This is a genomic window from Puniceibacterium antarcticum, from assembly GCF_002760615.1.
GTDB lineage: Bacteria > Pseudomonadota > Alphaproteobacteria > Rhodobacterales > Rhodobacteraceae > Puniceibacterium > Puniceibacterium antarcticum.
Map to the genome: position 1 here is coordinate 68,071 of NZ_AWWI01000120.1, position 26,767 is coordinate 94,837.

General features: G+C 59.4%; 25 protein-coding genes, 1 tRNA gene and 1 pseudogene. 11 read left to right on the forward strand and 16 right to left on the reverse strand.

What is annotated here, in order from left to right:
• Position 1 precedes the first annotated feature (1 nt).
• The 3 genes from P775_RS16930 to P775_RS16940 are packed head-to-tail and all read left to right on the forward strand — an operon-like array spanning position 2 to position 2,572.
• Positions 2-493: a TRAP transporter small permease gene (locus P775_RS16930; protein WP_099912073.1), complete on the forward strand. Its 492-nt coding sequence runs from the start codon at positions 2-4 to the stop codon at positions 491-493.
• Positions 486-1,802: a TRAP transporter large permease gene (locus P775_RS16935; RefSeq protein ID WP_099912074.1), complete on the forward strand. Its 1,317-nt coding sequence runs from the start codon at positions 486-488 to the stop codon at positions 1,800-1,802. The genes P775_RS16930 and P775_RS16935 overlap by 8 nt, the downstream gene beginning before the upstream one ends.
• Positions 1,799-2,572: an SDR family NAD(P)-dependent oxidoreductase gene (locus P775_RS16940; protein WP_099912075.1), complete on the forward strand. Its 774-nt coding sequence runs from the start codon at positions 1,799-1,801 to the stop codon at positions 2,570-2,572. The genes P775_RS16935 and P775_RS16940 overlap by 4 nt, the downstream gene beginning before the upstream one ends.
• Positions 2,573-2,599: 27 nt before the next feature.
• Here P775_RS16940 and P775_RS16945 read toward each other — a convergent pair whose 3' ends face one another.
• The 7 genes from P775_RS16945 to cyoA all read right to left on the reverse strand — a co-directional run bounded on the left by P775_RS16945 (position 2,600) and on the right by cyoA (position 9,305).
• The gene (locus tag P775_RS16945) at positions 2,600-3,133 is read right to left on the reverse strand and encodes a response regulator transcription factor (RefSeq protein ID WP_099912076.1); all 534 of its coding nucleotides are present in this window, start codon (positions 3,131-3,133) and stop codon (positions 2,600-2,602) included.
• Entirely contained in the window at positions 3,123-4,448 is a 1,326-nt protein-coding gene (locus P775_RS16950; protein ID WP_099912077.1) for an ATP-binding protein, read from the reverse strand. Before P775_RS16950 ends, P775_RS16945 begins: the two co-directional genes overlap by 11 nt.
• Positions 4,415-5,098 (reverse strand): SURF1 family protein, encoded by a 684-nt coding sequence (locus P775_RS16955; RefSeq protein WP_245875734.1) that lies wholly within the window; start codon positions 5,096-5,098, stop codon positions 4,415-4,417. The genes P775_RS16950 and P775_RS16955 overlap by 34 nt, the downstream gene beginning before the upstream one ends.
• Before the next feature lie 86 nt (positions 5,099-5,184).
• Entirely contained in the window at positions 5,185-5,532 is a 348-nt protein-coding gene (cyoD, locus tag P775_RS16960) for a cytochrome o ubiquinol oxidase subunit IV (RefSeq protein ID WP_099912079.1), read from the reverse strand.
• Complete coding sequence (gene cyoC / locus P775_RS16965) at positions 5,532-6,152, reverse strand: cytochrome o ubiquinol oxidase subunit III (protein WP_099912080.1); 621 nt, start codon at positions 6,150-6,152, stop codon at positions 5,532-5,534. Before cyoC ends, cyoD begins: the two co-directional genes overlap by 1 nt.
• 3 nt (positions 6,153-6,155) lie before the next feature.
• Complete coding sequence (gene cyoB / locus P775_RS16970; protein WP_099912081.1) at positions 6,156-8,165, reverse strand: cytochrome o ubiquinol oxidase subunit I; 2,010 nt, start codon at positions 8,163-8,165, stop codon at positions 6,156-6,158.
• 12 nt (positions 8,166-8,177) lie between these two features.
• Positions 8,178-9,305 carry a ubiquinol oxidase subunit II gene (cyoA, locus tag P775_RS16975; protein WP_099912082.1) on the reverse strand — a complete coding sequence of 376 codons (1,128 nt, stop codon included), beginning with the start codon at positions 9,303-9,305 and terminating at the stop codon, positions 8,178-8,180.
• A 177-nt stretch (positions 9,306-9,482) separates the two neighbouring features.
• Here cyoA and P775_RS16980 point away from each other — a divergent pair, with 177 nt between their 5' ends.
• Complete coding sequence (locus P775_RS16980) at positions 9,483-10,799, forward strand: MFS transporter (protein WP_099912083.1); 1,317 nt, start codon at positions 9,483-9,485, stop codon at positions 10,797-10,799.
• Between the two features lie 154 nt (positions 10,800-10,953).
• Here the strand turns inward: P775_RS16980 and P775_RS16985 are convergent, their stop codons facing one another.
• The 4 genes from P775_RS16985 to P775_RS17000 all read right to left on the reverse strand — a co-directional run bounded on the left by P775_RS16985 (position 10,954) and on the right by P775_RS17000 (position 14,953).
• Complete coding sequence (locus P775_RS16985; protein ID WP_099912102.1) at positions 10,954-11,682, reverse strand: proteasome-type protease; 729 nt, start codon at positions 11,680-11,682, stop codon at positions 10,954-10,956.
• Positions 11,683-11,788: 106 nt separating this feature from the next.
• Positions 11,789-12,607: a transglutaminase family protein gene (locus tag P775_RS16990; protein ID WP_099912084.1), complete on the reverse strand. Its 819-nt coding sequence runs from the start codon at positions 12,605-12,607 to the stop codon at positions 11,789-11,791.
• Entirely contained in the window at positions 12,604-13,557 is a 954-nt protein-coding gene (locus P775_RS16995; protein ID WP_099912085.1) for an alpha-E domain-containing protein, read from the reverse strand. The genes P775_RS16990 and P775_RS16995 overlap by 4 nt, the downstream gene beginning before the upstream one ends.
• A 4-nt stretch (positions 13,558-13,561) precedes the next feature.
• Positions 13,562-14,953, reverse strand: coding sequence for a circularly permuted type 2 ATP-grasp protein (locus P775_RS17000; protein ID WP_099912103.1), 1,392 nt, complete (start codon positions 14,951-14,953; stop codon positions 13,562-13,564).
• Between the two features lie 523 nt (positions 14,954-15,476).
• Between P775_RS17000 and urtA the strand changes: the two genes are divergently transcribed.
• The 6 genes from urtA to selD all read left to right on the forward strand — a co-directional run bounded on the left by urtA (position 15,477) and on the right by selD (position 23,759).
• On the forward strand, positions 15,477-16,763 hold the full coding sequence (urtA, locus tag P775_RS17005; RefSeq protein ID WP_099912104.1) for an urea ABC transporter substrate-binding protein: 1,287 nt from the start codon (positions 15,477-15,479) through the stop codon (positions 16,761-16,763).
• A gap of 75 nt (positions 16,764-16,838) precedes the next feature.
• A complete protein-coding gene (gene urtB / locus P775_RS17010) occupies positions 16,839-18,797 on the forward strand; it encodes an urea ABC transporter permease subunit UrtB (RefSeq protein ID WP_099912086.1) in 1,959 nt (652 codons plus the stop codon).
• A 124-nt stretch (positions 18,798-18,921) separates the two neighbouring features.
• On the forward strand, positions 18,922-20,094 hold the full coding sequence (urtC, locus tag P775_RS17015; protein ID WP_099912087.1) for an urea ABC transporter permease subunit UrtC: 1,173 nt from the start codon (positions 18,922-18,924) through the stop codon (positions 20,092-20,094).
• Entirely contained in the window at positions 20,091-20,831 is a 741-nt protein-coding gene (gene urtD / locus P775_RS17020; protein ID WP_099912088.1) for an urea ABC transporter ATP-binding protein UrtD, read from the forward strand. The genes urtC and urtD overlap by 4 nt, the downstream gene beginning before the upstream one ends.
• A gap of 3 nt (positions 20,832-20,834) precedes the next feature.
• Positions 20,835-21,530: an urea ABC transporter ATP-binding subunit UrtE gene (urtE, locus tag P775_RS17025; RefSeq protein WP_099912089.1), complete on the forward strand. Its 696-nt coding sequence runs from the start codon at positions 20,835-20,837 to the stop codon at positions 21,528-21,530.
• A 63-nt stretch (positions 21,531-21,593) separates the two neighbouring features.
• Positions 21,594-23,759, forward strand: coding sequence for a selenide, water dikinase SelD (gene selD, locus P775_RS17030; protein WP_099912090.1), 2,166 nt, complete (start codon positions 21,594-21,596; stop codon positions 23,757-23,759).
• On the opposite strand, the gene mnmH is transcribed toward selD, so the two are convergent.
• A complete protein-coding gene (gene mnmH / locus P775_RS17035; RefSeq protein ID WP_099912105.1) occupies positions 23,738-24,799 on the reverse strand; it encodes a tRNA 2-selenouridine(34) synthase MnmH in 1,062 nt (353 codons plus the stop codon). The two genes, selD and mnmH, sit on opposite strands and share 22 nt — an antisense overlap.
• A 159-nt stretch (positions 24,800-24,958) precedes the next feature.
• On the opposite strand from mnmH, the gene P775_RS17040 reads away from it, so the two are divergent.
• Positions 24,959-25,033, forward strand: a tRNA-Phe gene (locus P775_RS17040).
• Between the two features lie 176 nt (positions 25,034-25,209).
• On the opposite strand, the gene P775_RS28140 is transcribed toward P775_RS17040, so the two are convergent.
• From P775_RS28140 to P775_RS28565, 4 genes and pseudogenes are all read right to left on the reverse strand, one after another.
• Positions 25,210-25,356, reverse strand: a complete 147-nt coding sequence (locus tag P775_RS28140) for a hypothetical protein (RefSeq protein WP_180287479.1) — start codon at positions 25,354-25,356, stop codon at positions 25,210-25,212.
• Positions 25,357-25,439: 83 nt separating this feature from the next.
• Positions 25,440-25,610 (reverse strand): hypothetical protein, encoded by a 171-nt coding sequence (locus tag P775_RS29920; RefSeq protein ID WP_425439919.1) that lies wholly within the window; start codon positions 25,608-25,610, stop codon positions 25,440-25,442.
• 182 nt (positions 25,611-25,792) lie between these two features.
• Positions 25,793-25,927: pseudogene (locus P775_RS29925) on the reverse strand (DEAD/DEAH box helicase family protein); the annotation flags it as partial.
• A 581-nt stretch (positions 25,928-26,508) separates the two neighbouring features.
• Positions 26,509-26,767 (reverse strand): hypothetical protein (locus P775_RS28565; protein ID WP_218967721.1); only part of this gene is annotated, 259 nt, incomplete at its 5' end.

Below are 26,767 nucleotides of genomic sequence, written 5' to 3' on the forward strand. Positions count from 1 at the left end.
CTTGCGGTTCATTCTGCGAGAATTCGAAAAGATCGTCTGCGCTGTGCTGTTTCTTGGCATGACGCTTTTGGGCTTTGTGAATGTGGTCGTGCGGTATGGAACCCACTATTCCTTTGCCGCGACCGAAGAGGTGCTGACCAACGGCTTTCTTCTGCTGACGGTCTTTGGGGCTGCGATTGCCGCCCGGCGGGGCGAACATCTGGCCGTGACGGTTGTGCAGGATGCGCTGCCCAAGCGGCTGGCGCAACTTGTCTTTGCGCTGTCGGTCGTGCTGAGCGTTGGTCTGTTGGCCGCATCGGCCTGGTTTTCATGGGCGTCGCTGATGAACCTGATGGACAATGGCATGCGCAGCTACGCGCTGGGGCTTCCGGCCTGGTGGTATCAGGCCGCCCTACCGTTTGGATTTGCCCTCGTGATTATCCGCTATCTGCAACATGCGGTTGAAACGTTTGATGCGCCGCGCGCAGAACCCCCGGCGACCCCCAATGTCTGAGGTGATGGGCATGGGCGCGGGCACGCAGATGATCGTGGTGTTTTTCCTGCTGATGGCACTGCGGGTGCCGGTGGCCTTTTCGCTTGGGCTGTCGGCGATCTATGCCATGTGGCAGATGGGATTCGGATTTGAACTGGCGGGCGATCTGATCGCGACGGGGATTGCCAAATATGCCCTGCTGGCCATTCCGTTCTTTATCCTTGCCGGGACGTTGATGGGCAGTCTGGGGATTGCCGAACGCATGGTGCGGTTCTTTCGCGTGTTGATCGGCGATCTGCCGGGCGGGATGGGTGTTGTCGGCACCGTGGTCTGCCTGTTCTGGGGCGCGGTGTCTGGCTCTGGCCCGGCCTCTGTTGCTGCTATTGGCCCGATGATCATTCGCGGGATGGAGGAAGACGGCTATCCCCGCGCGGCCGCTGCTGCGCTGGTCTGCACGGGGGCGGCGCTGTCCATCGTCATTCCGCCGTCTATCGGCCTTGTGATCTACGGCGTGATCGCGGAAACCTCGATTTCTGCGCTGTTCACCGCTGCGATCTTTCCCGGGCTGTTCATGGGTCTGCTGATGCTGCTGGTCCTGCCATTCATCAAGGCCAAGGGGCGCACCGCACTTGACCGGCTCGCCCCACCCATCGAAAGCGACGGATACTGGCGCGATCTGGGCCGTACCTTCCGCGAGTCGTTCTGGGGCCTTATGACACCTGTGGTCATTCTGGGTGGCATCTATTCGGGTATTTTTACCCCGACCGAGGCCGCACTGGTTGCAACCGTCTATGCGCTGGCCGTCGGGGCCTTTGCTTATCGCACCCTCACATGGCGCGGGCTGTATGAGGCGCTGTCCGATGCTGCCGCCTCTTCGGCCGTGGTGATGCTGGTCGTGGCCTATGCCAGCCTGTTTGGCTGGGTGGTCACGGTCGAGGATCTTGTCGGCCAGTATTCCGGCCAACTTCTGGGCCTGTCGGACAACGGCGCCGTGATCCTTCTGGTGATCATGGTTATCCTGCTGATCGCAGGTATGTTCATGGATCCGGTCACAGTGATGTTCATCTGCCTGCCGATCTTCATGCCTGTTGTGCGCGAACTGGGCTGGGATCCGGTCTGGTTTGGCGTGCTTGTGATGGTGAACCTTGCCATCGGGCTGATCACGCCCCCTGTGGGCATCAACCTCTACGTCGCCGCCAACGTGACCCGTCTGCCGATCGAACGGATCGCACGCGCGGCGGTGCCTTTCCTGCTGGTCAGCCTCATCGGTCTTGCCTTGGTCGCGGCGTTCCCCAGCATCTCACTTTTCCTGCCGGAGATCCTGAAATGACGCAAACCGTTGCCCTCGTCACAGGTGCCGCCCGCGGCATCGGTCTTGCTACTGCCCGTCTATTTCACGCGGAAGGCCGGCGCGTAGTCATGCTGGACCGGGATGGCGCAGAACTGGGACGGGTCGCGAAAGAGCTTGAAGGTGCGCTGCCCATGATCTGCGATGTATCCCGGCCCGAAGAGGTGGACGCAGCCGTGAGGCAGATTGTGGTCAAGTGCGTCCGGCTCGACATTCTGGTGAACAATGCCGGTGTCGCCGATTTTGGCCCCATAGCCGACACGGATTTTTCCCGCTGGCGGCGGGTGATGGAAACCAATCTCGACGGTGTCTTTCTGATGAGCCAAGCCTGCCTGCCGCTGCTTTCGAGGCAGGGCGGCGCAATTGTCAACATCGCCTCCATCTCGGGCCTGCGCGCCTCAACTTTGCGTGTTGCCTATGGCACGTCCAAGGCGGCGGTCATCCACCTGACCAAGCAGCAGGCCGCGGAACTGGGCGAAGTCGGCATTCGGTCAAACTGCGTCTGCCCCGGCCCGGTGAATACCAAGCTTGCGCTGGCTGTACATTCGCCCGAAATTCGCGCCGCCTATCACGACGCGATCCCGTTGAACCGTTATGGATCAGAGCAGGAAATTGCCGAGGTCATCGCCTTTCTTGCAAGTGAAAAGGCAAGCTATGTCACCGGTCAGGTCATCGCCTCGGATGGTGGATTTGATTCGACGGGCGTCGGCCTGCCTGCGCTCAGGCCCGCACGCACGCGACAAAAACCCTGACTGCTAACGTTTCCGAGGTTGTGATACTCACTGCACCTGCCATTTTGCCAGCTTGCGGGCGAGTGTGCGGCGGTGCATGCCAAGGCGTCTGGCTGTTTCTGAAATGTTGAAATCCGCTGCAACCAAGGTTTCGTGGATTTTTTCCCACTCGAGGGTCTTGATCGACGTGGGGCGGTTGGTGGTCTTGACCTCAGAATCGCCTTCGACCCGTTCGAATGCCGCAAGGATATCATCCGTATTGGAGGGTTTTGTCAGGTAATTGCAGGCGCCCAGCTTGATTGCCTCGACCGCCGTGGCGATGCTTGCAAAACCTGTCAGTACGACGATACGCATGTCAGGATTCTGCTTGTGCAACAGATCGACACAGACCAGTCCTGAATCCCCCGAAAGTTTCAGATCAACCACCGCATGGGTCGGCACGCTGTCTTTCACGAACTCTCGCAATGCCTCTGCGCTGGCCACGCGCGCAACATTGAAGCCGCGCCTTTGCATGGACCGTTGAAGGGTCTGGGAAAGATCGTCGTCGTCCTCGACAATCAGAATATTGGCATCAGGGGTCATCTGCTTGGGTCCCGGCCACTGACAACTTGTCCAGAGGCAACTTCATTGTCACAGTTGCGCCGCCATCCGCTCGATTGACCGCGCCTACATCTCCCCCGAGCTTACGTATCGCGTTTACGACCAGAAACAAGCCCACGCCTTTGCCCATGCCCTCTTTGGTGGAATTGTATGGCTTTCCCAACTTGCCCAGCACCTTTGGATCAAAACCCGGGCCGCGATCATCAATCTGCACAACAAGCGCGTTTCCCGCGCGTGAGGCGGTCAGCCCGACCCAGTCGGGAGACACCTCAAGCGCGTTGTCAAGCACGGTTGTGACGAGCTGCTTGATCGAGCTGTCGGTCAGGATCGACACGTTCGCGCCAAACCTGTTTTCAAACTGCAGCGCGGCTGTCCCACGGTTTTCTGCCCATTCCCGGGTCACATCCGAAAGGAAAGCATTGACGCTGGAGCGCTTTGGTCCAACGCCCCGTGCTTCGCCGGAAGAGGTCAGGATATTGCTGACGATATCCTTGCAGCGATCTACCGCCTTTTGCATCTGGGCGATGTCATGTTGCAATTCCATGTCGTCACGCGTCGTTGGCATCGCCCTCCAGTCGCTGAGAATGACCGAGATCGAGGCAAGGGGCGTTCCCAGCTCATGCGCGGCGCCAGAGGCCAAAAGGCCCATGCGTACGATGTGATCTTCTTCAGAAGCCTGTTGGCGCATTTCTGCAAGGCGCGCGTCGCGATCCCGCAGGTTACGTGTGATCCGGGTCACCAGACTGGCGACCAGAACAGAGTCGATGATCAAGGCAACCAACATGCCTGTCAGATAGGTCGCAAAAAAAGGTTCGTACTCGGGAAGCCGCAGCGGCAGATGCACAACGGTCAACAGACCAAAGAGCAGTGCCGTCAGCGCGGTGAATTTCCAGTATTCCTTTGGACCAAGCAAAAGTGCTGCCAGTGTCACCTGCAGCAGGTAGAGCGCCGTGAACGGGTTTGTTGCCCCCCCACTCAGCCCCAGCTGAATGGTCAGCAACAACATATCCACCAGCAGGACCTTGGTGAGGTTTGGGACGCGCTGTCGTTTGAGCCAGTAGACACTTAGCAGGTTCAGCCCCAGCAACGAGACCAACGTCCCCCCCATCCAGATCAGGGGCAAATCTATTTGAAGCACGAATTCGGCGAAGATAATCGTGCAGACTTGGCCTGCAAACGCTATCCAACGCAGCTGGACCAGAAGGCGCTGGTTTTTGAGGTCCGTATCAACCTCGTTATGCGCCAAGGCAAGGCGAGAGAATGCTAAGTTCCGGGCCACGCGCGGCGTTGCCTCCATTCATGTCTGCCAAACAAGAATGAAGCGGCGAGCGTGCCAATTGCAAGGGCGAACCAGGTCAAGGCATAGCTGAGATGGGCATTGCGGAAATTCACGACAGTCAGTCCGCCGATAGGATAGCCGCCCGGGTTCGGCGTGGCATCCGCATCTATGAAAAACGGCGCGGTCGTTACACCAATATCTGCGGAAATCGCGCCGACATCCCGGGAGTACCATCGGCCCTGCGCCGGATCGTTTTCCCGCAGGAACCCGCCCTTTGGTTCAGATATCCGGATCAGCCCGGTGATCGTGACCCTGCCCTGAACCTGCCCCTGTGAGCGGCTCGCCGGATCGCTGTGATCAGACGGTACAAAGCCGCGATTAATCTGATAGCTGCCTTCGGGAGTCACCAGCGGCGTCATCACCCAGTAGCCGCCACCAAGCTCGGTGACCGCCTGCACAAGAGTTTCATCCTCGTGCAGGAATTTGCCTGAAATTGTGACCCTGCGGTATTCATCCGTGTCACGCGTGAGGTCAGCCCATTCCTTCGATGACGGTGCAGCGACCGCAGACGCCGCAAGCCGTGCATCCACCCGTGTGATCAGCTCCCGCTTCCAGGACAGACGCTCGACCTGCCAGACCCCCAGCGAGGTGAACAGGATCAGCAACAAAGCGGCAAATCCCACCAGTATGCAGAGGGTTATCAGTGAACGTCGTTCCGGCCTTTGCCGGTCTGGGGCATGTGTCACGATCGCGTTTACATATCCCCGGTCATGGGCATCATGTTAGTGTTCATGTGATACATCACCCAGACAGAGCCTGACAGCATGATGACAAGAATGACGATGGTGAAAAGAAGGGTGATCATCGTCCAGCCTTCTTCCGAACTCGACCTCATGTGCAGGAAATAGATCATGTGAACGACGATCTGAATGGCCGCCGCCGCCAGCACCAGCGCGATCGTCAGATCCCGGTTGGGAAGCCCGCCAGACATCACAAGGCCAAAAGGGATGACCGTCAGCAGGACCGACAGCAGAAAACCGGTCACATAGGTTTTCATGCTTCCATGGTCATCCGCGTGAGAATGGGTTTCATGCGTGCTCATCAGATCATCCCCATGAGATAGACAAAGGTGAAAACGCCAATCCAGATGACATCCAGAAAGTGCCAGAATAGGCTCAGGCACATAAGGCGGCGTTTATTGAAACTGGTCAGTCCAAAGCGCAGCACCTGCAAGATCAGCGTGATCAGCCAGATGCTGCCAAAGGTGACGTGCAGCCCGTGGGTCCCGACCAGCGTGAAGAATGCCGATAGGAAGGCCGAGCTTTGCGGTGTTGCGCCTTCGGCAATCATATGGCTGAATTCGGTCAGCTCGATTGTCAGGAAGGCCGCGCCGAACAGCCCGGTGATCACCAGCCAGATCAGCATCGGCTTCACCCGGTCACGGGCCATTTCCAGCATGGCAAATCCATAGGTGATGGACGAAAACAGCAGCATTGCGGTGTTCAGCGCTACAAGCTCCAGATCGAACAGCTCTTTTGGTCCTGGCCCACCTGCAAAGCTGTGGCCCAAGACAGCGTAGACCGCAAATAGAACCGCAAAGATCAGACAGTCGCTCATCAGGTAGACCCAGAACCCCAGCATCGTGCTGGCGCCCTCGGGATGATGCGGCTCTTCGCTCAGGTGGAATTGCGGGGTGGAATTCGTGTCAACAGTCATTGTCATGGTTCAGGTCCCCCTTGCCAGAAGTTTTGAACGTGCGGCTTCGGTATCCGTCACCGTCCTAGCTGGAATGTGGAAATCGCGGTCGGTGATGAAGGTATGGCCGATGGCAACCGCAAGAATGGCGCCAAAGGATAGCGCGACAAGCCACCAGATATACCAGATAAGCCCGAACCCGCAGACTACGCTGAGCGCTGCAATGATCACCCCGGTGCCGGTATTCCTTGGCATGTGGATGGGTGCAAAATTGCTCTGCGGGCGTTTGTAGCCGTGGGTTTTCATATCGTGCCAAGCGTCAAGATCGCGCACCAGCGGTGTGAAGGCAAAATTATAGTCCGGCGGCGGCGAAGAGGTCGCCCATTCGAGTGTCCGCCCATTCCAGGGGTCCCCTGTCACATCTCGGTTCTTTTCCTTGTCGCGGATCGACACAGCGATCTGGATCAGAAAGGCGCCGATCCCGATGGCGATCAGCCCAGCACCAAAGGCGGCGATCACGAACCAGATTTGCAGGCTCGGATCGTCAAACACCCGCATCCGGCGTGTCACCCCCATGAGGCCAAGGATATAAAGCGGCGTGAAGGCGAACCAGTAGCCGATGACCCAGAACCAGAAAGATATTTTTCCCCAGAACTCATTCAGGGTGAAACCGAAGGCCTTGGGGAACCAGTAGTTCATACCGGCGAACAGGCCAAAGAGCACGCCGCCGATGATCACGTTATGGAAGTGCGCGATCAGAAACAGCGAGTTGTGCAGGACGAAATCGGCAGGCGGAACCGCCAGAAGGACACCGGTCATACCGCCGACCGTGAAGGTCAGCATAAAAGCGATTGTCCACATCATAGGCAGTTCGAACCGGATGCGGCCGCGATACATGGTGAAGAGCCAGTTGAAGAGCTTCGCCCCCGTGGGAATTGAGATGATCATCGTCGTGATCCCGAAGAACGAGTTCACGCTGGCCCCAGAGCCCATGGTAAAGAAGTGGTGCAGCCAGACGAGGTAGGACAGGATCGTGATGCAGATGGTTGCATAGACCATCGAGGTGTAGCCGAAGAGCTTTTTGCCCGAGAAGGTCGAGGTCACCTCGGAATATATGCCAAAGCAGGGCAGGATCAGGATGTAGACCTCTGGGTGACCCCAGATCCAGATGAAGTTCACATACATCATCGGGTTGCCGCCCATACCGTTCGTGAAGAAATGCGTGCCCATGTAGCGGTCAAGGGAGAGAAGCACCAAAACGGCGGTCAGAACGGGAAAGGAGGCAACGATCAGCACGTTGGTACACAGAGCGGTCCAGGTAAAGATCGGCATCCGCATCATGTGCATACCGGGTGCGCGCATCTTGATGATCGTCACCAGAAGGTTGATCCCGGACAGAGTCGTGCCAACACCCGCAATCTGCAGCCCCCAGATGTAGTAATCCACCCCGACATCAGGACTGGCACCGATCCCAGAAAGCGGCGGCATGGCCAGCCAACCGGCCTTGGAAAATTCACCGATGAACAGTGACATCATGACGACGATGGCACCGCCGACGGTCATCCAGAAGGAAAAGTTGTTCAGAAAGGGAAACGACACGTCCCGCGCGCCGATCTGCAACGGCACCACGTAGTTCATAAGCCCCGTGACCATGGGCATGGCCACGAAGAAGATCATGATCACTCCGTGTGCGGTAAAGACCTGATCATAGTGGTGCGCGGGCAGATACCCTTCGGACCCGCCAAAAGCCATGGCTTGTTGAAGCCGCATCATGATCGCATCGGCAAAGCCGCGCAGCAACATGATGACCCCAAGGACCATGTACATAATACCGATCTTTTTATGATCGACCGAGGTGAACCATTCCTTCCAGAGATAGCCCCAGAGACGAAAGTAGGTGAGCGCCCCAAAGACCACGATGCCGACCAACGCCACGACAGCGAAAGTGGCAAGCAAAATGGGCTCATGATAGGGAATGGACTCCAGGGACAGCCGACCGAATAGGAAGGAGTTTGAGGGATCTTGCACTGGCAATGTCATGTTTCGGTCCGTTCAGAGTGTATCTGGAGAAGAAGCGGCAGGTTTTGTCCCGAAGAACGGCGTCAGATCCTGCGACAGGCCATGCCCACGGAGCATCCCGCCACCGGTGGGATCCGCCTTCATCGGCTCATCGGGGGCGTGTTCGCCCATTTGGTCCATCGGGGCCATGTGGGTCATGTGTTCGGACGGGGCCGTGCGATCCGCATCGTTCATGGCGGTCATCGGTTCCTGTCCGGCTCGTGTCCGCGCGTCGCGCATCATCACGTCGTCCATGCAGGCCGTACCGGGAGCGACGCACATGTTGAGGATATCGTGATACAGCTCGTCTGAAACCGCGCTGTAGAATTTTGGCGCGACGTTTTCAGTTGGCTGCTCAAGCGACAGATAAGCTGTGGCATCTAGTGTGGCGTCAGACGCACGGGACTTTGCTACCCAAGTTTCAAAGTCTGCATCGCTGACCACGTGGAACTTGAACCGCATGCCGGAAAAGCCCGCACCGGAGTAGTTCGAGGAAAAGCCATCATAGATCCCTTTCTCGTTGATCACCCCGTGCAACATCGTTTGCATGCCGGGCATCGTGTAGATCATCCCCGCCATCGTCGGCACGTAGAAGGCATTCATCACCTCGGACGAGGTCAGTTTGAACTCGATCGGGCGATCAACCGGTGCGGCCAGTTCGTTAACTGTCGCAATCCCGTACTCTGGATAAATAAACAGCCATTTCCAATCGAGCGAGACGACCTCGACCTGCAGTGGCTTACGGTCCTTGGTGATCTTGGTGGTGGAGGAGATACGATCCAGCGGGCGGTAGGGATCAAGAAGGTGTGTGCCGACCCAGGTCAATCCACCCAGACAAATCACGATCAGCAGCGGCGCAGCCCAGATCACCAGCTCCAACCGTGTGGAGTGGCTCCATTCCGGATCATAAGTCGCATCCCGATTGGACGCCCGATACCTCCACGCGAAAAATACGACGAGGAGCATCACCGGGACGATGATAATCAGCATCAGATAGGTGGAGTTGAGCAGGATGTCCTTTTGCTGCGCGGCGACATCGCCCGAAGGGGACAAAACAACTGTCTTGCAGGCAGAGACAAGGAAAAATGGCGCAGACAGAGCCGCTAAGTATAAACGTTTCAATGCATTTCCAGTCTGTTAGTCCAGATTTGACAGGTTTGGATGTAACCCGAGCCTGTTTTGCACCGGCGATATCGGCCATGCTGCAGGTGCAACATTGGACAATTTGTCCAATGCAAAGCCCGACGGAACAGGAGCAGGACACTCACAACATTCAACAGTGAACGGAGCATCAACGGCATGACAAGAACTGCCTCGACCATGGCCGAACAGGACGCCCGCGCGCTGCATCACGCGCAGATCCCGCTGGAACCGGGCGAGATTTCCATTGGCGTCATTATTGGACGGACCTCGGAATTCTTCGACTTTTTTGTCTATGCGATCGCCTCGGTGCTGGTATTCCCCGCGCTCGTCTTTTCTTTCACTGACCCGCTGCACGGAACGATCTATTCCTTTGCAATCTTCGCGCTTGCCTTTCTGGCCCGCCCGTTCGGCACCGCCATCTTCACGCTGATCGACAAGAATTTTGGGCGCGGGGCCAAGCTGACCTCCGCTTTGTTCCTTCTGGGGGCCTCAACCGCAGCGCTGGCATTCACCCCAAGCTTTGATGACGTGGGCTGGTATGCGATTGTGATTCTTGCCGTTCTCCGGATTGGTCAGGGGCTTGCCCTGGGCGGCGCTTGGGATGGTCTCGCATCACTTCTCGCGATGAACGCACCTGCGAACCGCCGGGGATGGTACGCCATGGTCCCTCAGCTGGGCGCGGCGCTTGGCATGATCGTGGCCAGCGGCATTTTCGTATTCCTCGTGACAAGACTGAGCGCGCAGGACTTTATGGACTTTGGCTGGCGCTATCCCTTCTTTGTGGCTTTTGCGATCAACGTCGTGGCCTTGTTCGCACGGCTACGCATTGTGGCAACACCTGAATATGAAAAGCAGTTTGCCAACCTTGAACTGACCCCGGTCCGGGTCAGCGAGACAATTGCAAATGAGGGCCGCAACGTGCTGCTTGGCGCATTTACCCCCCTTGCCAGCTTTGCTCTTTTCCACATGGTCACGGTGTTCCCGCTGTCATGGGTTTTTCTGTTCACTACCGACAATCCGGCGGACTTTCTGACGATCGAGATCCTGGGCGCCATCATAGGGTTTTTCGCTATCATGTTGTCAGGCCTTCTGGCAGATAGGATCGGTCGGCTCAGACTGCTGACGGGGTGTGCGGTTGCCATCGGCGCCTTTGCCCTGTGCGCCCCAGTGCTGTTGAGCGGCGGTGCAACCGGCCAGATTGTCTATATGTTCACCGGTTTTGCGCTGCTTGGCCTGTCGTTCGGTCAGTGTTCAGGGGCAGTTGCCGTGCGGTTTTCGCGGCGGTACCGCTATACAGGCTCGTCCTTGACCTCTGACATCGCCTGGCTTTTCGGGGCAGGATTTGCCCCGGTCGTCGCACTGTTGCTGTCGTCCTCGCTGGGATTGTGGACAAGTGGCGCCTATCTGCTGTCCGGTGCCATCTGCACGTTCATCGCGCTGCGGGTGACCAAACAGCTGGAGTTTGATGATTGATCTTCACGAGCTGATTGGCTTGTACTTAGGAGGCGCAAAACAAACGCGCCTCCCCGTTTCCGGAAGGCACCCTGAAGCTTCAGGATCTTCGTTTCAAATTGACCACGCGGTGTTTCATGCGCATGCTATCTGAAACACCGCGTGTGGTCTGAATTCAGACCACATCGATCTGCTGAAAACCGTCCTTCAAGGCCTTGGACCAGGCGCTGCTCATCTTGGCAAAACCTTCATCCGTCGCCTCAATCCGCCGCAGTTCAGACACTTCAAGCGCGTCAGTCTTGATCACGGCCAGATCAAGCGGCATCCCCACGCTGAGGTTGGAGCGCAGGGTTGAATCCATCGAAAGCAGCACGGCTTTCTGCGCTTCGGCGAGCGATGTTTCGGGTGTGATCACACGGTCAAGAATTGGCTTCCCATACTTGTGCTCCCCGATCTGCAGATAAGGCGTATCAGCTGTCGCCTCGATAAAATTGCCCTCTTTGTAGATGAGGAACATGCGCATCGGGCCGCCCTTGCGCTGACCGGCAACAATCATAGAGGCGCTTGCGCCCTGATTCATGCGGCTGATCTTGTTGGACACCTCGACCGTCACGTCGGACAATACGCTGCCCACCAGTTGCGCGACCTTGAGCATGGTCGGCGCCTTGAGAATCGATTCGGTTTCGTCGGCATCCGGATTTTCGGCGGCATCGGTGAGCCGCGCGATCACTGTCTGCGTCACGGACAAGCTGCCTGCCGTCATGATTGCGACAACCCTCTCGCCCGGAACCGAGAAGGTGAACATTTTCCGGTATATTGCGATGTTGTCGAGCCCCGCGTTCGTGCGCGTATCAGACAGCAGCACAACCCCGGCGTCCAGTAGCAGACCGACACAGTAAGTCATCGAACCCATACCCCTACAGATGGTTTAGAGCACAGCTAGTCCCAAACGTTAACTGCTGCAATGCGCTCGCTGTGCTCTATCCTGTCAGAAGTGTGTGGAAACTCTATTACTGCTGATATTGCGACATCACGGCGACCGAAACGTCCAGATGTTCCTTCACCCCGGCATTCATTATTCCCCGAATGGGCGCTGCATCCTGTGCGTCATACCCAGAACAGAGCCGGATATAGCGTTCATCGGGGCAGCAGCGGTTGGAGGCATCAAAGCCGACCCAGCCAAGCCCCTGAACGTAAAGTTCGGCCCAGGCATGGCTGGCCTCACCCATCGCATCCTCGCCCGAATGCAGATAGCCCGCCACATAGCGCGCCGGGATATCAGCGGCATGGGCCACAGCGATCAGCGCGTGTGTATGATCCTGACACACGCCCTTACCACCGGCTAGCGCCTCTGCGGCGGTGGTCATTTCCTCGGTCGCGCCAGGCACGTATTCGATGGCTTCGTTCACCGCACGGGCCAGCGCATGGGCGCGGTTCAGCGCGCTGTCGCCGTCCAAGCCCTCCAGCGCCGCGGCAGACAATTCGCGCAAAGCGGTGTCGGGACGTATCATCCGGGTCCGGCGCAGATATGTAGTCGGAGGTACTGTCTCACGATAATTGCGCAGTACACCGAACAGATCGACTGTTTCGACCTCACCGATCACCTCGATCACCAGCTCGTCAACGGGCCCACGGACCGAGATCGTCTCGACCATATCGCCGGCAGAGTCGCGAAACGCCGCCCCGCGAATGGCGTCGCCCGTGGTCACGGTCCAGGACAGGATGTTCTGACTGCCGCAGGTAGAGGGAATCAGCTTGTGCGTCTGGACCAGCCCGCGCGCGGGCGTGTCGAAAGAGTAGCGCGTGACGTGTTTGACGTTCAGCCTCATGTCGGCATCCCCTGGAGATAGCTTTCGTGTACGGTGTAGGCCAGATCGCCGTTCTGACGCATGAAACGGATTAGGAATTCATGCAGACCTTCATCAAAGATATCCTTGACCTGCGCTTCGGCCAGCTCGGCCAGAATTTCGCGGACCTTGGACTGGGCCGGGGTGGCCCCCCCATAGCCGCGCCCGATGTGGTCCAGATGTTCGCAGGAATGTTGAACGGCCGACAGAAGAGAGCGCGGGAACATCCGGTTGAGAATCAGGAAGTCCGCGATCTTTGCAGCGGTCAGTTCTCCGGGATAAGTCCAGCTGAAGGCGCGGTGCGCCGACATCGACCGTAGCAGGGTCACCCATTGCGACTGATCCAGACCCGAGCCGACGTAGCTCACGCTGGGCAGGAGGACGTAGTATTTGACGTCCAGCAGGCGGGCGGTGTTGTCGGCGCGTTCTATGCCGAAACCGGTCCCCATGAAATGATAACCGTCGTTGCGCAGCTGGGTCGTTTCGATGCAGCCCCGGATCAGCGCGGTGGACCGAAGCGTCCATTCGGTCAGATCGCTGAGCTGCAGCTTGGACCGTTCCGTGCGCTGAAACTGCTTCAGTTCCTGAAACGCGCCGTTGATCGCGTCCCAGACGGAGGAGGTCAGTGCCGTGCGCACGATGCGCGCGTTTTCGCGCGCCATGTTAAGACAGGACAGGACCGATGACGGGTTGTCCGCGTCAAAGAACAGGAAGGTTTCTGCATTGCGCTGGACCGTGTCGCTATATTTTTCGTTGAACATCTCCAGCGTACCATTGGCCTGAAGGATTGCTTCCCAGTCGTTGCGAAAGCCGCCGCCGATGTCGGGAAGCAGCGCGCTGCGCCCGCCGACTTCAAGCAGGCGTGCGGTGGTTTCTGCGCGTTCGATATAGCGCGCCATCCAGTAAAGGTGATTGGCTGTCCTGCTCAGCATGTTCTCACTCCGCCAATACCCATGTATCTTTTACTCCACCGCCCTGACTTGAGTTCACCACTAGGGATCCTTCGGTCATCGCCACGCGGGTCAGGCCCCCGGGCACCAGTTCGATCGTTTCCCCCACCAGACAATATGGCCGCAGATCCACATGGCGCGGCGCGATACCTGCGTCCACAAAGGTCGGGCAGGCAGACAGAGAAAGCGTTGGCTGCGCGATGTAGTTTCCCGGGTTTTCGATGATCTTCTGACGGAAGAGCTCAATCGTGCTTTTGTCCGAAGCAGGGCCGACCAGCATGCCATAGCCGCCAGAGCCATGCACCTCTTTCACCACCAGCTCGGAAAGGTGTTCAAGAACGTATTTATAGTCGTCATTCTTGGCGCATTGCCAAGTCGGGACATTCTCAAGGATCGGCGCCTCACCCAGATAAAAGCGAATCATTTCAGGGACGTAGGTGTAGATTGCCTTGTCATCTGCGACCCCCGCCCCCGGGCAGGAACAGATATTCACCCCCCCCGAGCGGTAAACCGACATAAGCCCCGGCACGCCCAGCATCGAATCGGGCCGGAAGCACAGCGGATCAATGAAATCATCATCCAGTCGGCGGTAGATCACATCGACCTTCTTTGGACCTTCGGTGGTCTTCATCCAGACGAAATCGCCCTCGACAAACAGGTCCTGCCCTTCAACCAGCTCTACCCCCATGAGGTCGGCAAGGTAGGAATGCTCATAATAGGCGCTGTTGAACTGCCCAGGAGTAAGTATGACGACCGTCGGTTCACTGTCGCACTTCAGCGGGGCCACAGAGGCAAGCGTCTTTTTCAGCAGCCGAGCGTATCCGTCCACCGGCGCAATACGATTTTCGACGAAAAGTTGAGGAAACATGCGCATCATGACCTCGCGGTTCTGCAGCATGTAGCTTACGCCCGACGGCGTGCGGCAATTGTCTTCAAGTACAAAGAACTGATCCGCGCCCGTCCGCACCAGATCGATGCCCACGATATGAGAATAGATGTTGCGCGGCGGGCGGAAACCAATGGCGGCCTTTTCAAAGGCAGCATTCTTGGTGATCAGATGTTCAGGAATACGCCCGGCCTTGATGATCTCACCCCGGTCATAGACGTCAGCCAGAAAGGCGTTCAACGCCGCCGCCCTCTGACGTATCCCGCGATCAAGCTTGCGCCATTCGCTGTTGGTAAAGACGCGCGGGAACATGTCAAAGGGGATAAGTCGTTCTGGATCGCCGCCCTCGCCATAGACGGCAAAAGTGATACCGACGCGTTTGAAAAGATTCTCGGCCTCGCTCTGCTTCAAGCTCCGCAGATCGTCGGGCATGGATTTGTGCCAGCGTTCAAGACTTTCGTAAGCCGCACGCACTTCTGCACCATTGAGCATTTCATTGAACAAGAGATCATTCCGTTCGTTCAGGAGTGTAAACCATTCGTGAATAACACATCACCTGCGGCTCCGTATGTAAAACCGATAATCCAGCAGCAGTCCCAGCCCGACTTCATTGGATTAATAATCAGGCAAAACCAGATGTCGCACACGCCAAAGTGGAAAGCAAACTGCGGAATTTCGCACAAAAACTGGCATCTTTGCCTGATAGCACGTGATTTCCTCGCGATCTTTGCCGATGTTGCCCGAAAATATGGCGGACCCAAGGTAAACCGATCACAAAATAATCAAATGCATTCAGTCGGGCGTTGCGATCGTCGGGAATGTTGGCTTGTGACGCGGCAAACATCACCGTGGTAACGCGTCTTCGTGTTGAAGGCGGACCACATCGCGCAACCGTCCTGAGGATGGACCGCGGCCAAAACAAAAACGCTGCGGCGGGAGGACGGGCGGGATTCCGCAACGGGGCCAAGCTCTGAATTACGTCTTTGACATGCTGCACCACAACGGGATGGACTACATGATTTCCAAGCTTTCACTTACGGCACTTGCCACCACCGCTCTGGTCGGCCTTGCCGGTGCGGCTTCGGCGCAGGACTGCCCAATCAAGATCGGCGTACTGCATTCGCTGTCTGGCACCATGGCGATTTCCGAGACCACCCTCAAAGACACCATGCTGATGCTGATCGCAAAGCAGAACGAAAAAGGCGGCGTTCTGGGCTGCCAGCTAGAAGCCGTGGTCAAGGACCCTGCCTCTGACTGGCCGCTGTTTGCAGAAAAAGCCCGCGAGCTGATCTCGAACGACAAGGTCGTCGTGACCTTTGGCAGCTGGACCTCCTCCTCGCGCAAGGCCGTTCTGCCGATCCTCGAAGAGCTGAACGCACTCTACTTCTACCCCGTCCAGTACGAGGGCGAAGAAAGCTCGAAGAACGTGTTCTACACCGGCGCCGCGCCAAACCAGCAGGCGATCCCGGCGGTGGATTATTTCCTCGAAGAGCTTGGCGTTGAAAAGTTCGCTCTGCTCGGCACCGACTACGTCTATCCCCGTACCACCAACCGCATCCTTGAGGCTTACCTCAAGGACAAGGGCATCGCCGCCGAAGACATCTTTGTGAACTACACGCCCTTCGGTCAGTCCGACTGGGCCACAATCGTGTCCGACGTCGTGGCCCTTGGTGCCGACGGCAAACAGGTCGGCGTGATTTCGACCATCAACGGCGATGCGAACATCGGTTTCTACAAGGAGCTCGCAGCGGCCAACGTGTCGGCAGATGACATCCCCGTCGTCGCCTTCTCGGTCGGCGAAGAGGAGCTCTCGGGCCTCGACACCTCCAACCTCGTCGGCCACCTTGCAGCGTGGAATTACTTCATGACCGCCGACACGCCTGCCAATGCCGAATTCATCAAGGAATGGCACGCATATATCGGTGACGACAAGCGTGTGACCAACGACCCGATGGAGGCGCATTACATCGGCTTCAACATGTGGGTGAACGCGGTCACAGCCGCAGGCACCACCGATGTGGACGCGGTACGCGAAGCGATGTGGGGTCAGGAATTCCCGAATCTCACCGGCAGCACCGCCGTCATGGGCACAAACCACCACCTGTCCAAGCCGGTCCTGATCGGCGAAATCCGTGCCGATGGTCAGTTTGACATCATCTCCCAGACCGAGCCGGTCGCGGGCGATGCCTGGACCGATTACCTGCCTGAATCCGCGGTCCTGACCTCGGATTGGAAAGAGCTCGGCTGCGGCATGTACAACACTCAGACCGAAACCTGCGTTCAGATGAAGTCCAACTACTGATCCAGCGTTTCGCGGGCGCGGACCCTCCCTTCCGCGCCCGCTTTTTTGCACGATTTTACATGTCAGGCGGTATTCATGCTTCGCGCGCTTTTCCTTGCCTTTGCGCTGTTCCTCTCCATGTCAGGCGTTCAAGCCCAGACCCAGAGCCCAACAGAGGATCTTCAGACCGTCCTCCAGCGCCATGCAGCCGAGGTTGCCAATCCGGGTCGGCTCAGCGTCGGTGCACTGATCGCCGATCTTGTCGCCTCTAGGCAGCCTAACGTTGCGAGCTTCCTTGAACGCTGGCAGGATAAGGGCGTTTATCAGCGCACAACCGACGGTCTTTTCTTCTATGCCATACGGCAAGGTGACGCCTACGCTCTGACCAACATGACAACCGGCGAATCCGCAGGCACTGCCCCCGCCGATGTGATGACCGAAATCCGCCCCAACGGCGGTGTGCGCCGCGTGATCGGCGCGGCACTCGTCCAGTTCCAGCTCTCTGATCCCGATCGCGCCCGCCGCGTCGCCGCCCTCGACGCCATCTCGCGAAGCCCCGATGCCGATCAGATCGACCCCCTGCGCGCCTCGATCGAAGGTGAGCCGGACCCGGCGCTGAAGCTGCGCAAGGAACGTCTTGCCGGCCACCTGCGCGCCCGCTTCGGCAAATCGACCGAAGACCGGATCGGCGCGATCAACGAACTCTCCTCGGCCCTAGACGTTGAAACCCGTTCGGTCCTCAATCTGGTCCTCACCACAACCTCCGGCGTCGCCCCCTCAGTGCCCGAAGGCACCAATGTCGCCCGCATCCTCAAGGTCGGCACCGACATCAATGAGGCTGTCGCCTACAACCGCCTCGTCGATGCAAATCTCGCCCCCGCCCCGATACCCCCGGCCGCGGTCAAGGCCGCACTGACCGCCAATATCACCGACGGTCGCGTCGGCGGCATCCCGGTCGGCCAGCTCGGAAATGAGACGAACCGCTCCGACGCCTATGATGCCCTCGCCACCGCAGGCACCGTACCGCCGCAGGTGACACCCGCGATCCGCACCGCCGCCCTGTCCTCCAACGTCTTTTACGACGCCTACACCGAACCCAACCCGGCCGTCACCGACGCCGCCCGCGCCGCACTGGACGAGGTCGAAGCCCGCGTCGCCCGCTATCAGATCATCGACATCAGCATGGATGCGCTCTCCCTCGCCTCAATCTACTTCCTCGCAGCCATCGGCCTTGCCATCACCTTCGGCGTGATGGGGGTGATCAACATGGCCCATGGCGAATTCATCATGATGGGCGCCTATACCGGCTATGTGGTGCAGCTTTTCATCCCCGACTACACCATCTCTTTGCTCGTTGCCCTGCCGCTGGCCTTTGCCGTGACCTTCGGCGCCGGTGTTGCTATGGAACGTCTGGTGATCCGCCACCTCTACCACCGCCCGCTGGAAACCCTGCTCGCCACCTTCGGCATCTCGATCGCGCTGCAACAGCTGGCCAAGAACATCTTTGGCACACAGGCCCGCCCGCTCACCTCCCCCAGCTGGCTCGACGGCGCCTGGGTGATAAACGACGTGGTGCAGATCGCCAATATCCGCATCGCGATCTTCGTGCTGGCGCTGATATTCCTTGCCCTCATCCTCTTCGTGCTCAAACGCACACGTCTGGGGCTTGAGGTCCGCTCGGTCACCCAGAACCCCGGCATGGCCGCCTCCATGGGCATCAACCCCGACCGCATCAACATGCTCACCTTCGGCCTCGGCTCCGGCATCGCAGGTATCGCCGGCGTTGCGATCGGGCTCTATGCCAAGGTCACCTCGGAAATGGGCTCGGATTACATCGTGCAAAGCTTCATGACCGTGGTGGTGGGCGGCGTCGGCAACGTCTGGGGCACGCTGGCCGGCGCCAGCCTGATCGGCTTCCTGCAAAAGGGCATCGAATTCTTCAATCCCTCCAACACGCTGGCCGCCCAGACCTACATGATCCTGTTCATCATCCTCTTCATCCAGTTCCGCCCCAAGGGCATCGTCGCCCTCAAAGGCCGCGCGGCAGGAGACTGATCATGACACCCCAAACCCTCTTCCCGCCTTCATCTGCCTCAAAATATCCCGGGGGTGAATTGGCCGCAGGCCAAGAGGGGGCTGGCCCCCTCCCCTTTGCCTCCAAACCCGCAGGACCAGAAACATGACCCAAGGCTTCCTGTCGAAAAACCCCTCGGTGCTGTGGTTCCTGCTGGTCCTCGGCCTCTTCACGCTTGGCGTCACGGTCCTGTCTGAAACCGCAGGCGTCGGCCTGATTTCCACCAGCTTCGTCAAGACGCTGGGCAAGACACTCTGCCTTTGCCTCATCGCCATCGCCATGGATGTGGTCTGGGGCTATTGCGGCATTCTCAGCCTGGGGCATTTCGCCTTTTTCGGCATCGGCGGCTATGCCATCGGCATGTGGCTCATGTACGCTAGGACCGAAATCATCGTGATCAAGAGCCTCAACGCCGCCGCCATCCCGCCAACCCCCGAGGAAATCACCGACGCCGTCGGCCAGCAGATCTTTGGCGTCGTCGGATCGACAGACTTCCCCTGGCTCTGGGCCTTCTCGGACTCGCTGTTCCTGCAGCTTCTGATGGTTGTACTTGTCCCCGGCCTGCTGGCGCTGGTGTTTGGCTGGCTGGCCTTCCGCAGCCGCGTGACCGGCGTGTACCTTTCGATCCTGACGCAGGCGATGACCCTGGCACTCGCGCTCTACCTCTTCCAGAACGACAGCGGGTTGCGCGGCAACAACGGCCTCTCGGGCCTGCAGAACATCCCTGGATTTGAACGCACCCCGCAGGCCGTCATCTCGCTCGGCTTTTTCTGGGCCTCGGCGCTTGCCCTGGCGCTTGGCTATGTGCTCTTCGCCTGGGTCGTCTCGGGCAAGATGGGCAGCGTGATCCGCGGCATTCGCGACAATGAATCCCGCGTGCGCTTCCTTGGCTATCACGTGGAAACCTACAAGCTCTTCGTCTTCACCCTCACCGCCGTCATCTCGGGCATCGCAGGCGCGCTTTATTATCCGCAGGCGGGCATCATCAACCCGGCGGAAGTCGCGCCCATCGCGTCGATCTACCTTGCCGTCTGGGTCGCCATCGGCGGGCGCGGGCGGCTCTACGGTGCTGTTCTGGGCGCCGCAGTCGTGTCGCTGATGTCGTCCTGGTTCACCGGGGGCGGTGCGCCCAACATCCCGCTGGGCTTTTACACGATCCAGTGGACCGACTGGTGGCTGGTGCTGCTTGGCTTCAGCTTTGTCGCCGTTACGCTGTTCTTTCCCAAAGGGATTGGCGGCTTGTTTGACATCATCGTGCGCAAGGGGGATCAGAAATGAACACGCTGCTCGAACTCTCCGGCGTCTCGGTCTCCTTCGACGGCTTCCGCGCCATCAACAACCTCTCCTTTCAGATCGGAGAGCCCGAGCTGCGCGCCATCATCGGCCCCAATGGCGCGGGCAAGACGACCTTCATGGACATCATCACCGGCAAGACCCGGCCCGATGCAGGCCGCGTGATCTTTGGCGAAAAATCCGTCTCCCTTCTCAAGATGTCAGAGAGCCAGATCGCCCGGTCGGGCATCGGACGCAAGTTCCAGAAACCCACGGTGTTCGAGGCGCAGACCGTGCGCGAAAACCTTGCCATGGCGCTCAGCAATCCGCGCGGGCCGTTCGATGTGCTGATCTATCGCAAGACCCCAACCGGCGCTGCCCGGATCGAAGAAATCGCGGATGAGATCGGCCTGTCCGATCACCTCACCCGCCGCTCGGGCGAGCTCAGCCATGGGCAGAAGCAATGGCTGGAAATCGGCATGCTGCTGGCGCAGGACCCACGCCTCTTGCTGGTCGATGAACCCGCCGCTGGCATGACCCCGGCCGAGCGCGAGCACACAACCGACCTGTTGAAGCGCGCCGCGCAGACCCGCGCCGTTGTCGTGGTCGAACATGACATGGAATTCGTGCGCCGGCTCGACTGCAAGGTGACCGTCCTGCACGAAGGCTCGGTTCTCGCCGAAGGCTCGCTGGATCACGTGACCAAGAACAAGGACGTCATCGACGTCTATCTGGGGAGATAACAGATGCTCAGCGTCGACAACCTGACCCTGCATTATGGCCAGAGCCAGATCCTGCACGGCATCTCTCTGCGCGCGCGCGCCGGCGAAGTCACCGCCGTCATGGGCACCAACGGCGTCGGCAAGACCTCATTGCTCAAGGCGATTGCCGGGCGGCACCCCTATTCCGGCGGCACCATCACGCTCGACGGGACCGTTCTCAACCATGCCACCGCCTATCAGGCCGCCCGCGCAGGCATCGCCTACGTGCCGCAGGGGCGCGAGGTGTTTCCCCTGATGACCGTCATGGAAAACCTCGAATCCGGCTTCGCCTGCCTGCCAAAATCCGAACATTTTGTGCCGGACACCATCTGGGAACTCTTCCCGATCCTCAAGGAATTCACCCACCGTCGGGGCGGCGATCTGTCCGGCGGGCAACAGCAACAGCTGGCCATCGCCCGCGCGCTGATCTCGAAACCGCGCGTGCTGCTGCTCGACGAACCCACCGAGGGCATTCAGCCGAACATCATCCAGCAGATCGGCCGCGTCATCGCCCGCCTGCGCGATCAGGGCGACATGGCAATCATACTGGTCGAGCAGTATTTCGACTTCACCTATGGTCTTGCTGACAGTTTTTTCGCCGTCAACCGCGGCGCCGTTGTGCTCGAAGGGCCGCGCGCCGAAATCGACCGCGAAACCCTGCTGGCGCGTGTGTCGATCTGATGACACCGCCCCGGGACATCCCGGAAACGGCGTGCTAGATCCTCTCCGATACCGGAGAGACCGATGCACCAGCCCCCCCTGCCCCTGACCCGCGACCTCGTTCTGATCGGGGGCGGGCACACCCATGCCCTCGTCCTGCGCAAATGGGGCATGAAGCCACTGCCGGGCGTGCGCCTGACCCTGATAAACCCCGGCGCGACGGCGCCCTATTCCGGCATGCTGCCGGGGCACATCGCCGGGCACTACAGCCGCGACGCGCTGGACATCGACCTCGTAAAACTCGCGCGCTTTGGCGGCGCGCGGCTGGTCAACGGCGCGGCAGATGGCATTGACCTGAGCGCCCGAACCGTCAGCGTCGCAGGCAGCCCGCCCGTCGGCTTTGACGCCCTGTCGATCGATATCGGCATCACCAGCGCAATGCCGATGATCCCGGGCTTTCAGCAATACGCGACCCCGGCCAAACCCCTCGGCCCCTTCGCCTCGGCCTGGCGGCATTACCTCGGCCTCACGGGTCCGGCCTCGGTCGCCGTGATCGGCGGCGGTGTCGCGGGCGCGGAAATCGCCATGGCCATGGCCCATGCCCTGCGCAGCCGGGGCCGCCCCTATGCCATCCACCTTCTGGACAGATCACAGGCCCTGACCAGTCTGGGCAACGCCACGGCGCGCCGCATACGGGATGCGATGACCGCGCTCGACATCCAGCTGCACGAAAATACCGAAATCACCGCCGTGACCCCCAACGGTGTGACACTGACAAACGGCGCGCAGATCCCGGCCGAGTTCGTGACGGGGGCCGCCGACGCGCGGCCCTATGACTGGCTGCAGACCACCGGCATGACCCTGCAGGACGGCTTCATCACCGTCGATTCCCGCCTGCGCAGCAGTGATCCCGCGATCTTTGCCACCGGTGACTGCGCCTATTTCGCCACCGACCCCAGACCCAAGGCCGGGGTCTATGCCGTCCGTCAGGCGCCGATCCTCGACCACAACCTGCGCGCCGTCCTGACTGAAACCGGCGGGCTGCGCCCCTACCGCCCCCAGCGCGATTACCTCAAGCTGATCTCTATGGGCGGCAAGACAGCAATCGCCGAACGCTTTGGGCTGCCCCTGTCCGGCCCGCTCATGTGGCGCTGGAAAGACCATATCGACCAGAAATTCATGCGGAAATTCACCGATTACCCGGTCATGCCCCGCCCCCATCTCCCGTGGCCCCGCGCCGCCGAAATGCGTGAAACGCTGGGGCCCAAGCCAATGTGCGGCGGCTGCGGTGCCAAGGTCGGGCGCGGCACGCTGGGCGATGTCCTGCGCGCCCTGCCCCCGCATGAGCGCACCGACATCACCGCCCTGCCCGGCGATGACGCGGCCCTGCTGCACATGGGCGACACGCGTCAGGTGCTCAGTACCGACCACCTGCGCAGCCTGACCGATGATCCCGTCACCATGACCCGCATCGCCGCCAACCACGCGTTGGGGGACATCTGGGCCATGGGCGCACAGCCTCAGGCCGCGCTGGTCAGTCTGATCCTGCCGCGCCTGTCGGAACCGCTCACCCGCCGCCTGCTCAACGAGATCATGCAGACGTCGCACGACGCCCTGCACGCCGCCGGGGCGGAAATTGTCGGCGGCCACAGTTCGGTCGGGGATGAGCTGACCATCGGCTTCACCATCACGGGCCTCTGCCACGCAGATCCGATCACGCTGGCAGACGGGCAGCCGGGCGATCTGCTGATCCTGACCAAACCTATCGGCAGCGGTGTCGTCATGGCAGCCGACATGGCCGGCGCCGCACAGGGTCACGATGTCCTGCATTGCCTCGGGATGATGATGCAGCCACAGGCCGGGGCGTCGCACCTGCTCTCCTGCGTCCATGCCATGACGGATGTAACCGGCTTTGGTCTCGCGGGCCACCTGCTCGGCCTCTGCGAGGCGTCAGGCCTCGCCGCGACCCTCGATCTGTCGGAAATTCCGCTGATGCAGGGCGCGCTGGAGCTATCGGAACGCGGGCACCGCTCGTCCCTCTACCCCCAGAACCGCGCCGCCGCACCGGAACTGCCCGAGGATGCGCGCACCGCCCTCCTCTTTGATCCGCAGACCGCAGGCGGTCTGCTTGCCGCCGTCCCGTCAGACCGCGCCCCAGAAGTGCTGAAATCCCTGATCAGCGCAGGCTACCCCGCAGCAGTGATCGGCAGGCTCAGCTCAGGACTGCCTCAGATAAAGCTCGCGCCATGAAACCGCTCGGCAATCCGATCCGCCAGCAGCTCAAGATCCGGATCTGACAGACCCGGCGTTTCAAACCGCGCGATGATGTCCGGCGTCATCGCGCGCATGGATTTGGCATAGGCCGGATCGTAATGCTGCTCGGCCAGCGCCGCCGTCAGGGCAAGCCGGTCCCCCGACTCGATCAGCTTGAACCAGTGATCGACCACCGCAGCCCCCCGATAGGCCACAAGATGACGCAGCTTGTCGCGCAGCGCGTCTCCGTCCGACAGGATGTCATCATAGGCCTCAGCCAGATACCTTGCCCGCGCAGCGATCGGTGCGCTGACCTCGATCCAAGGCGCCTCTTTCATCGCGGCCCATACCGACGGCGGCACAATCAGATTGCCAATCTTGCTCGACTCTGCCTCCACCAGAACGGGTTGGGTCGGATCCATTCCCCGCAAGGCCACTACCAATGCGGTTTCAAACGCCTTTTGGCTGGGCTGCCCCCCGGGTATCCCGCCAAGCAAGGACCCGCGATGCCGCGCCAACCCTTCAAGATCCAGCATCTGAACGCCTCGTCGCGCCAGATGCTGGAGCAGCGCGGTCTTGGCCGTCCCGGTGTAGCCGCCCAGCTGGATCAGCCGCAGCCCGAGTGATGCGTCATAGAGTCGCTCTGTCACAAGCCTACGGTACGTCTTGTATCCGCCCTTGATCATGTCAGAGCGCCATCCGATCTGCGCCAGCATCCAGGCAAAGGATCCCGAGCGCTGCCCGCCCCGCCAGCAATAGACCAAAGGCTGCCAGCCACCGTCATGGTGCGCCAGCGGCCCTGCTATGTGATCAGAAGCATTGCGAAACACCAGCGCCGCCCCGATCTTGCGCGCAAAGAACGGGCTTTGCTGCTTGTAAATTGTGCCGACACGGGCACGTTCTTCGTTGTCGAGTACGGGAAGGTTGATCGCCCCTGGCACATGATCCTCTGCATATTCCGCAGGACTACGTACGTCGATCACGGTGTCAAAGCCATGATCAAGGATCTGGTCGAGCTTGCTGATTTCCATTGTCATGTGCAGCATTTACCCCGGCACAGACGGCGGGGAAAGCGCGAAGACACCACAAATCACGTATCCAGTCGCAATGGTGTGAAATTTCCTGCTTTCCCCTCTGGACACCCGTTGTCGGCTCGCCTAGAAGGCCAACACCCGAACGGTTCGCCGTTCTCCCGTGCCCGGGTAGCTCAGGGGTAGAGCAGTGGATTGAAAATCCTCGTGTCGGTGGTTCGATTCCGCCCCCGGGCACCACGTTTTCTCGAAAGCGTGGAAAAATCCCCTTAATTATATGATAACTTAATAACTTGTGTTATGTGGAACTGTAAAGTTGCTACAGGAAATGCTACGGATACGTTTGTGTTTGATTACCTTCTGGGGCGACACCAGAAGTTGCAACTTGTGCGTATCCGCAAATTTGCCAGACCTCGTCAGCTGATGGCGTTGCTGGACCTTGTGCCGGAGGAACGGTCCAGCGGATAGACGTGGAGATGATGCTGCGGCAGGAAGGGATCCCTCAGCGGCAGCGCAGTCAGCATGATAGGCGACGTTTGGATGTCGATCTCGCGGGCGGTCATGCGCCTTCCCCAAGCAGCGCATCGAAGTTGTCCGGCGCCGGGTGGACGACGATCACATCCGCCGGTAACGCACCTTTGCGGCCTCATTGTCCGATCCAGAGACGACGGACAAACCCCTCCTCCGGGATCCTGTCAAAGACATCGAAACTCGGTTGTGGTTTTGGTTGCCACACCCGCCCGAACTCCACCGAGCATGACACCGGTGTGGCTGGAAAGACAGACAGATCGACATCGCCTCCATGTTGGTTCTGGATCTGGTCGAAAGTGCGTCAGGCAATCTCCCTGAAGCGTCGTGTGCTTCGATCTCCGCCGCATCGTCGTTCGAGGCACGGCGCTTGCCCACTTGGGCATCAGAGCAGACCGCGAGGGATCGAAGCGGCGTGTCGGTGTCGTTTGTCCATTCCCGAACGGTTTGAGACATCAGCGCAAGCGACGGCACCATGAACAACACACGGCCACCCGCGCAAACCAGGTCTTCCGCTATCTTAAGCGAAGTGACGGTCTTGCCAGTACCACAGGCCATGATGAGCTTGCCGCGATCCGCCTCTGCCAATCCGGAATACGCACGCACAGCTTCAAGCGCTTCGATCTGGTGAGGGCGGAGCGTTTTTTTGCTGATAGGACTGCTTCGCCTCGAATGCCGAAAATCGTCCAGTCGATCAGACTTTCCCGAAGATGCGTCAAGGATAGGCGCACCACCGGAATGCTCTGTCCGGCAATCATCTCTTCGGCATTGCTACCCAATAATAACAGCCATCCTGGCCTGAACTCAGACCACGAAATGCAAAGGCCTGGGAGCGCGTCGGGCCTGTGCAGTCGTTGGCTTGCGGCCTCCACCCAGCCTGATGAAGCCAGAAGAGGACAAGGATCCTCAAAATTTTCCGTCAAAGCCAAAATTTCTTCTTCGTCTTTCAGGCATACGGCCAATCTTCATTTCAGAAAGTGAAAGCGACGATAGTTGGCGCGGACCACAACCAAGGAGGACACCTATAACAACGGCATGCGGACAGTCTTGAGCTGCAATGAAAGGCAGACAACCGACAAACCCCAGACAAGGAGACTACAATGCTATGCAAGATCCCGACGAACACCCTGTCCGCAGACCTTCTAATCGCGACTGTCCGTGCTCATTTCGCAGAGCACGGGGCCGCTCTATGCAACGCAGCCGCATTGATCGAGAATGAGCACGGCGCCGCCCGCGTCCTGCGTCTCATGTCCGATCTGCGCAAAGCGACTCACCTGGATCGAACTTTGCGGAACAAGTTGATCGATCTGCACCGGCTCCTGTCCCTCGACATTGCTTTGGGCAATCTCGAAGCGGAACTGCCGAACTGGATCATGCTTGATCCTGCTGACGTTGCCCCCTGCAGCTAATCCAGTTTGAGATAGACTCTGGCCCAACCGAAAGGAC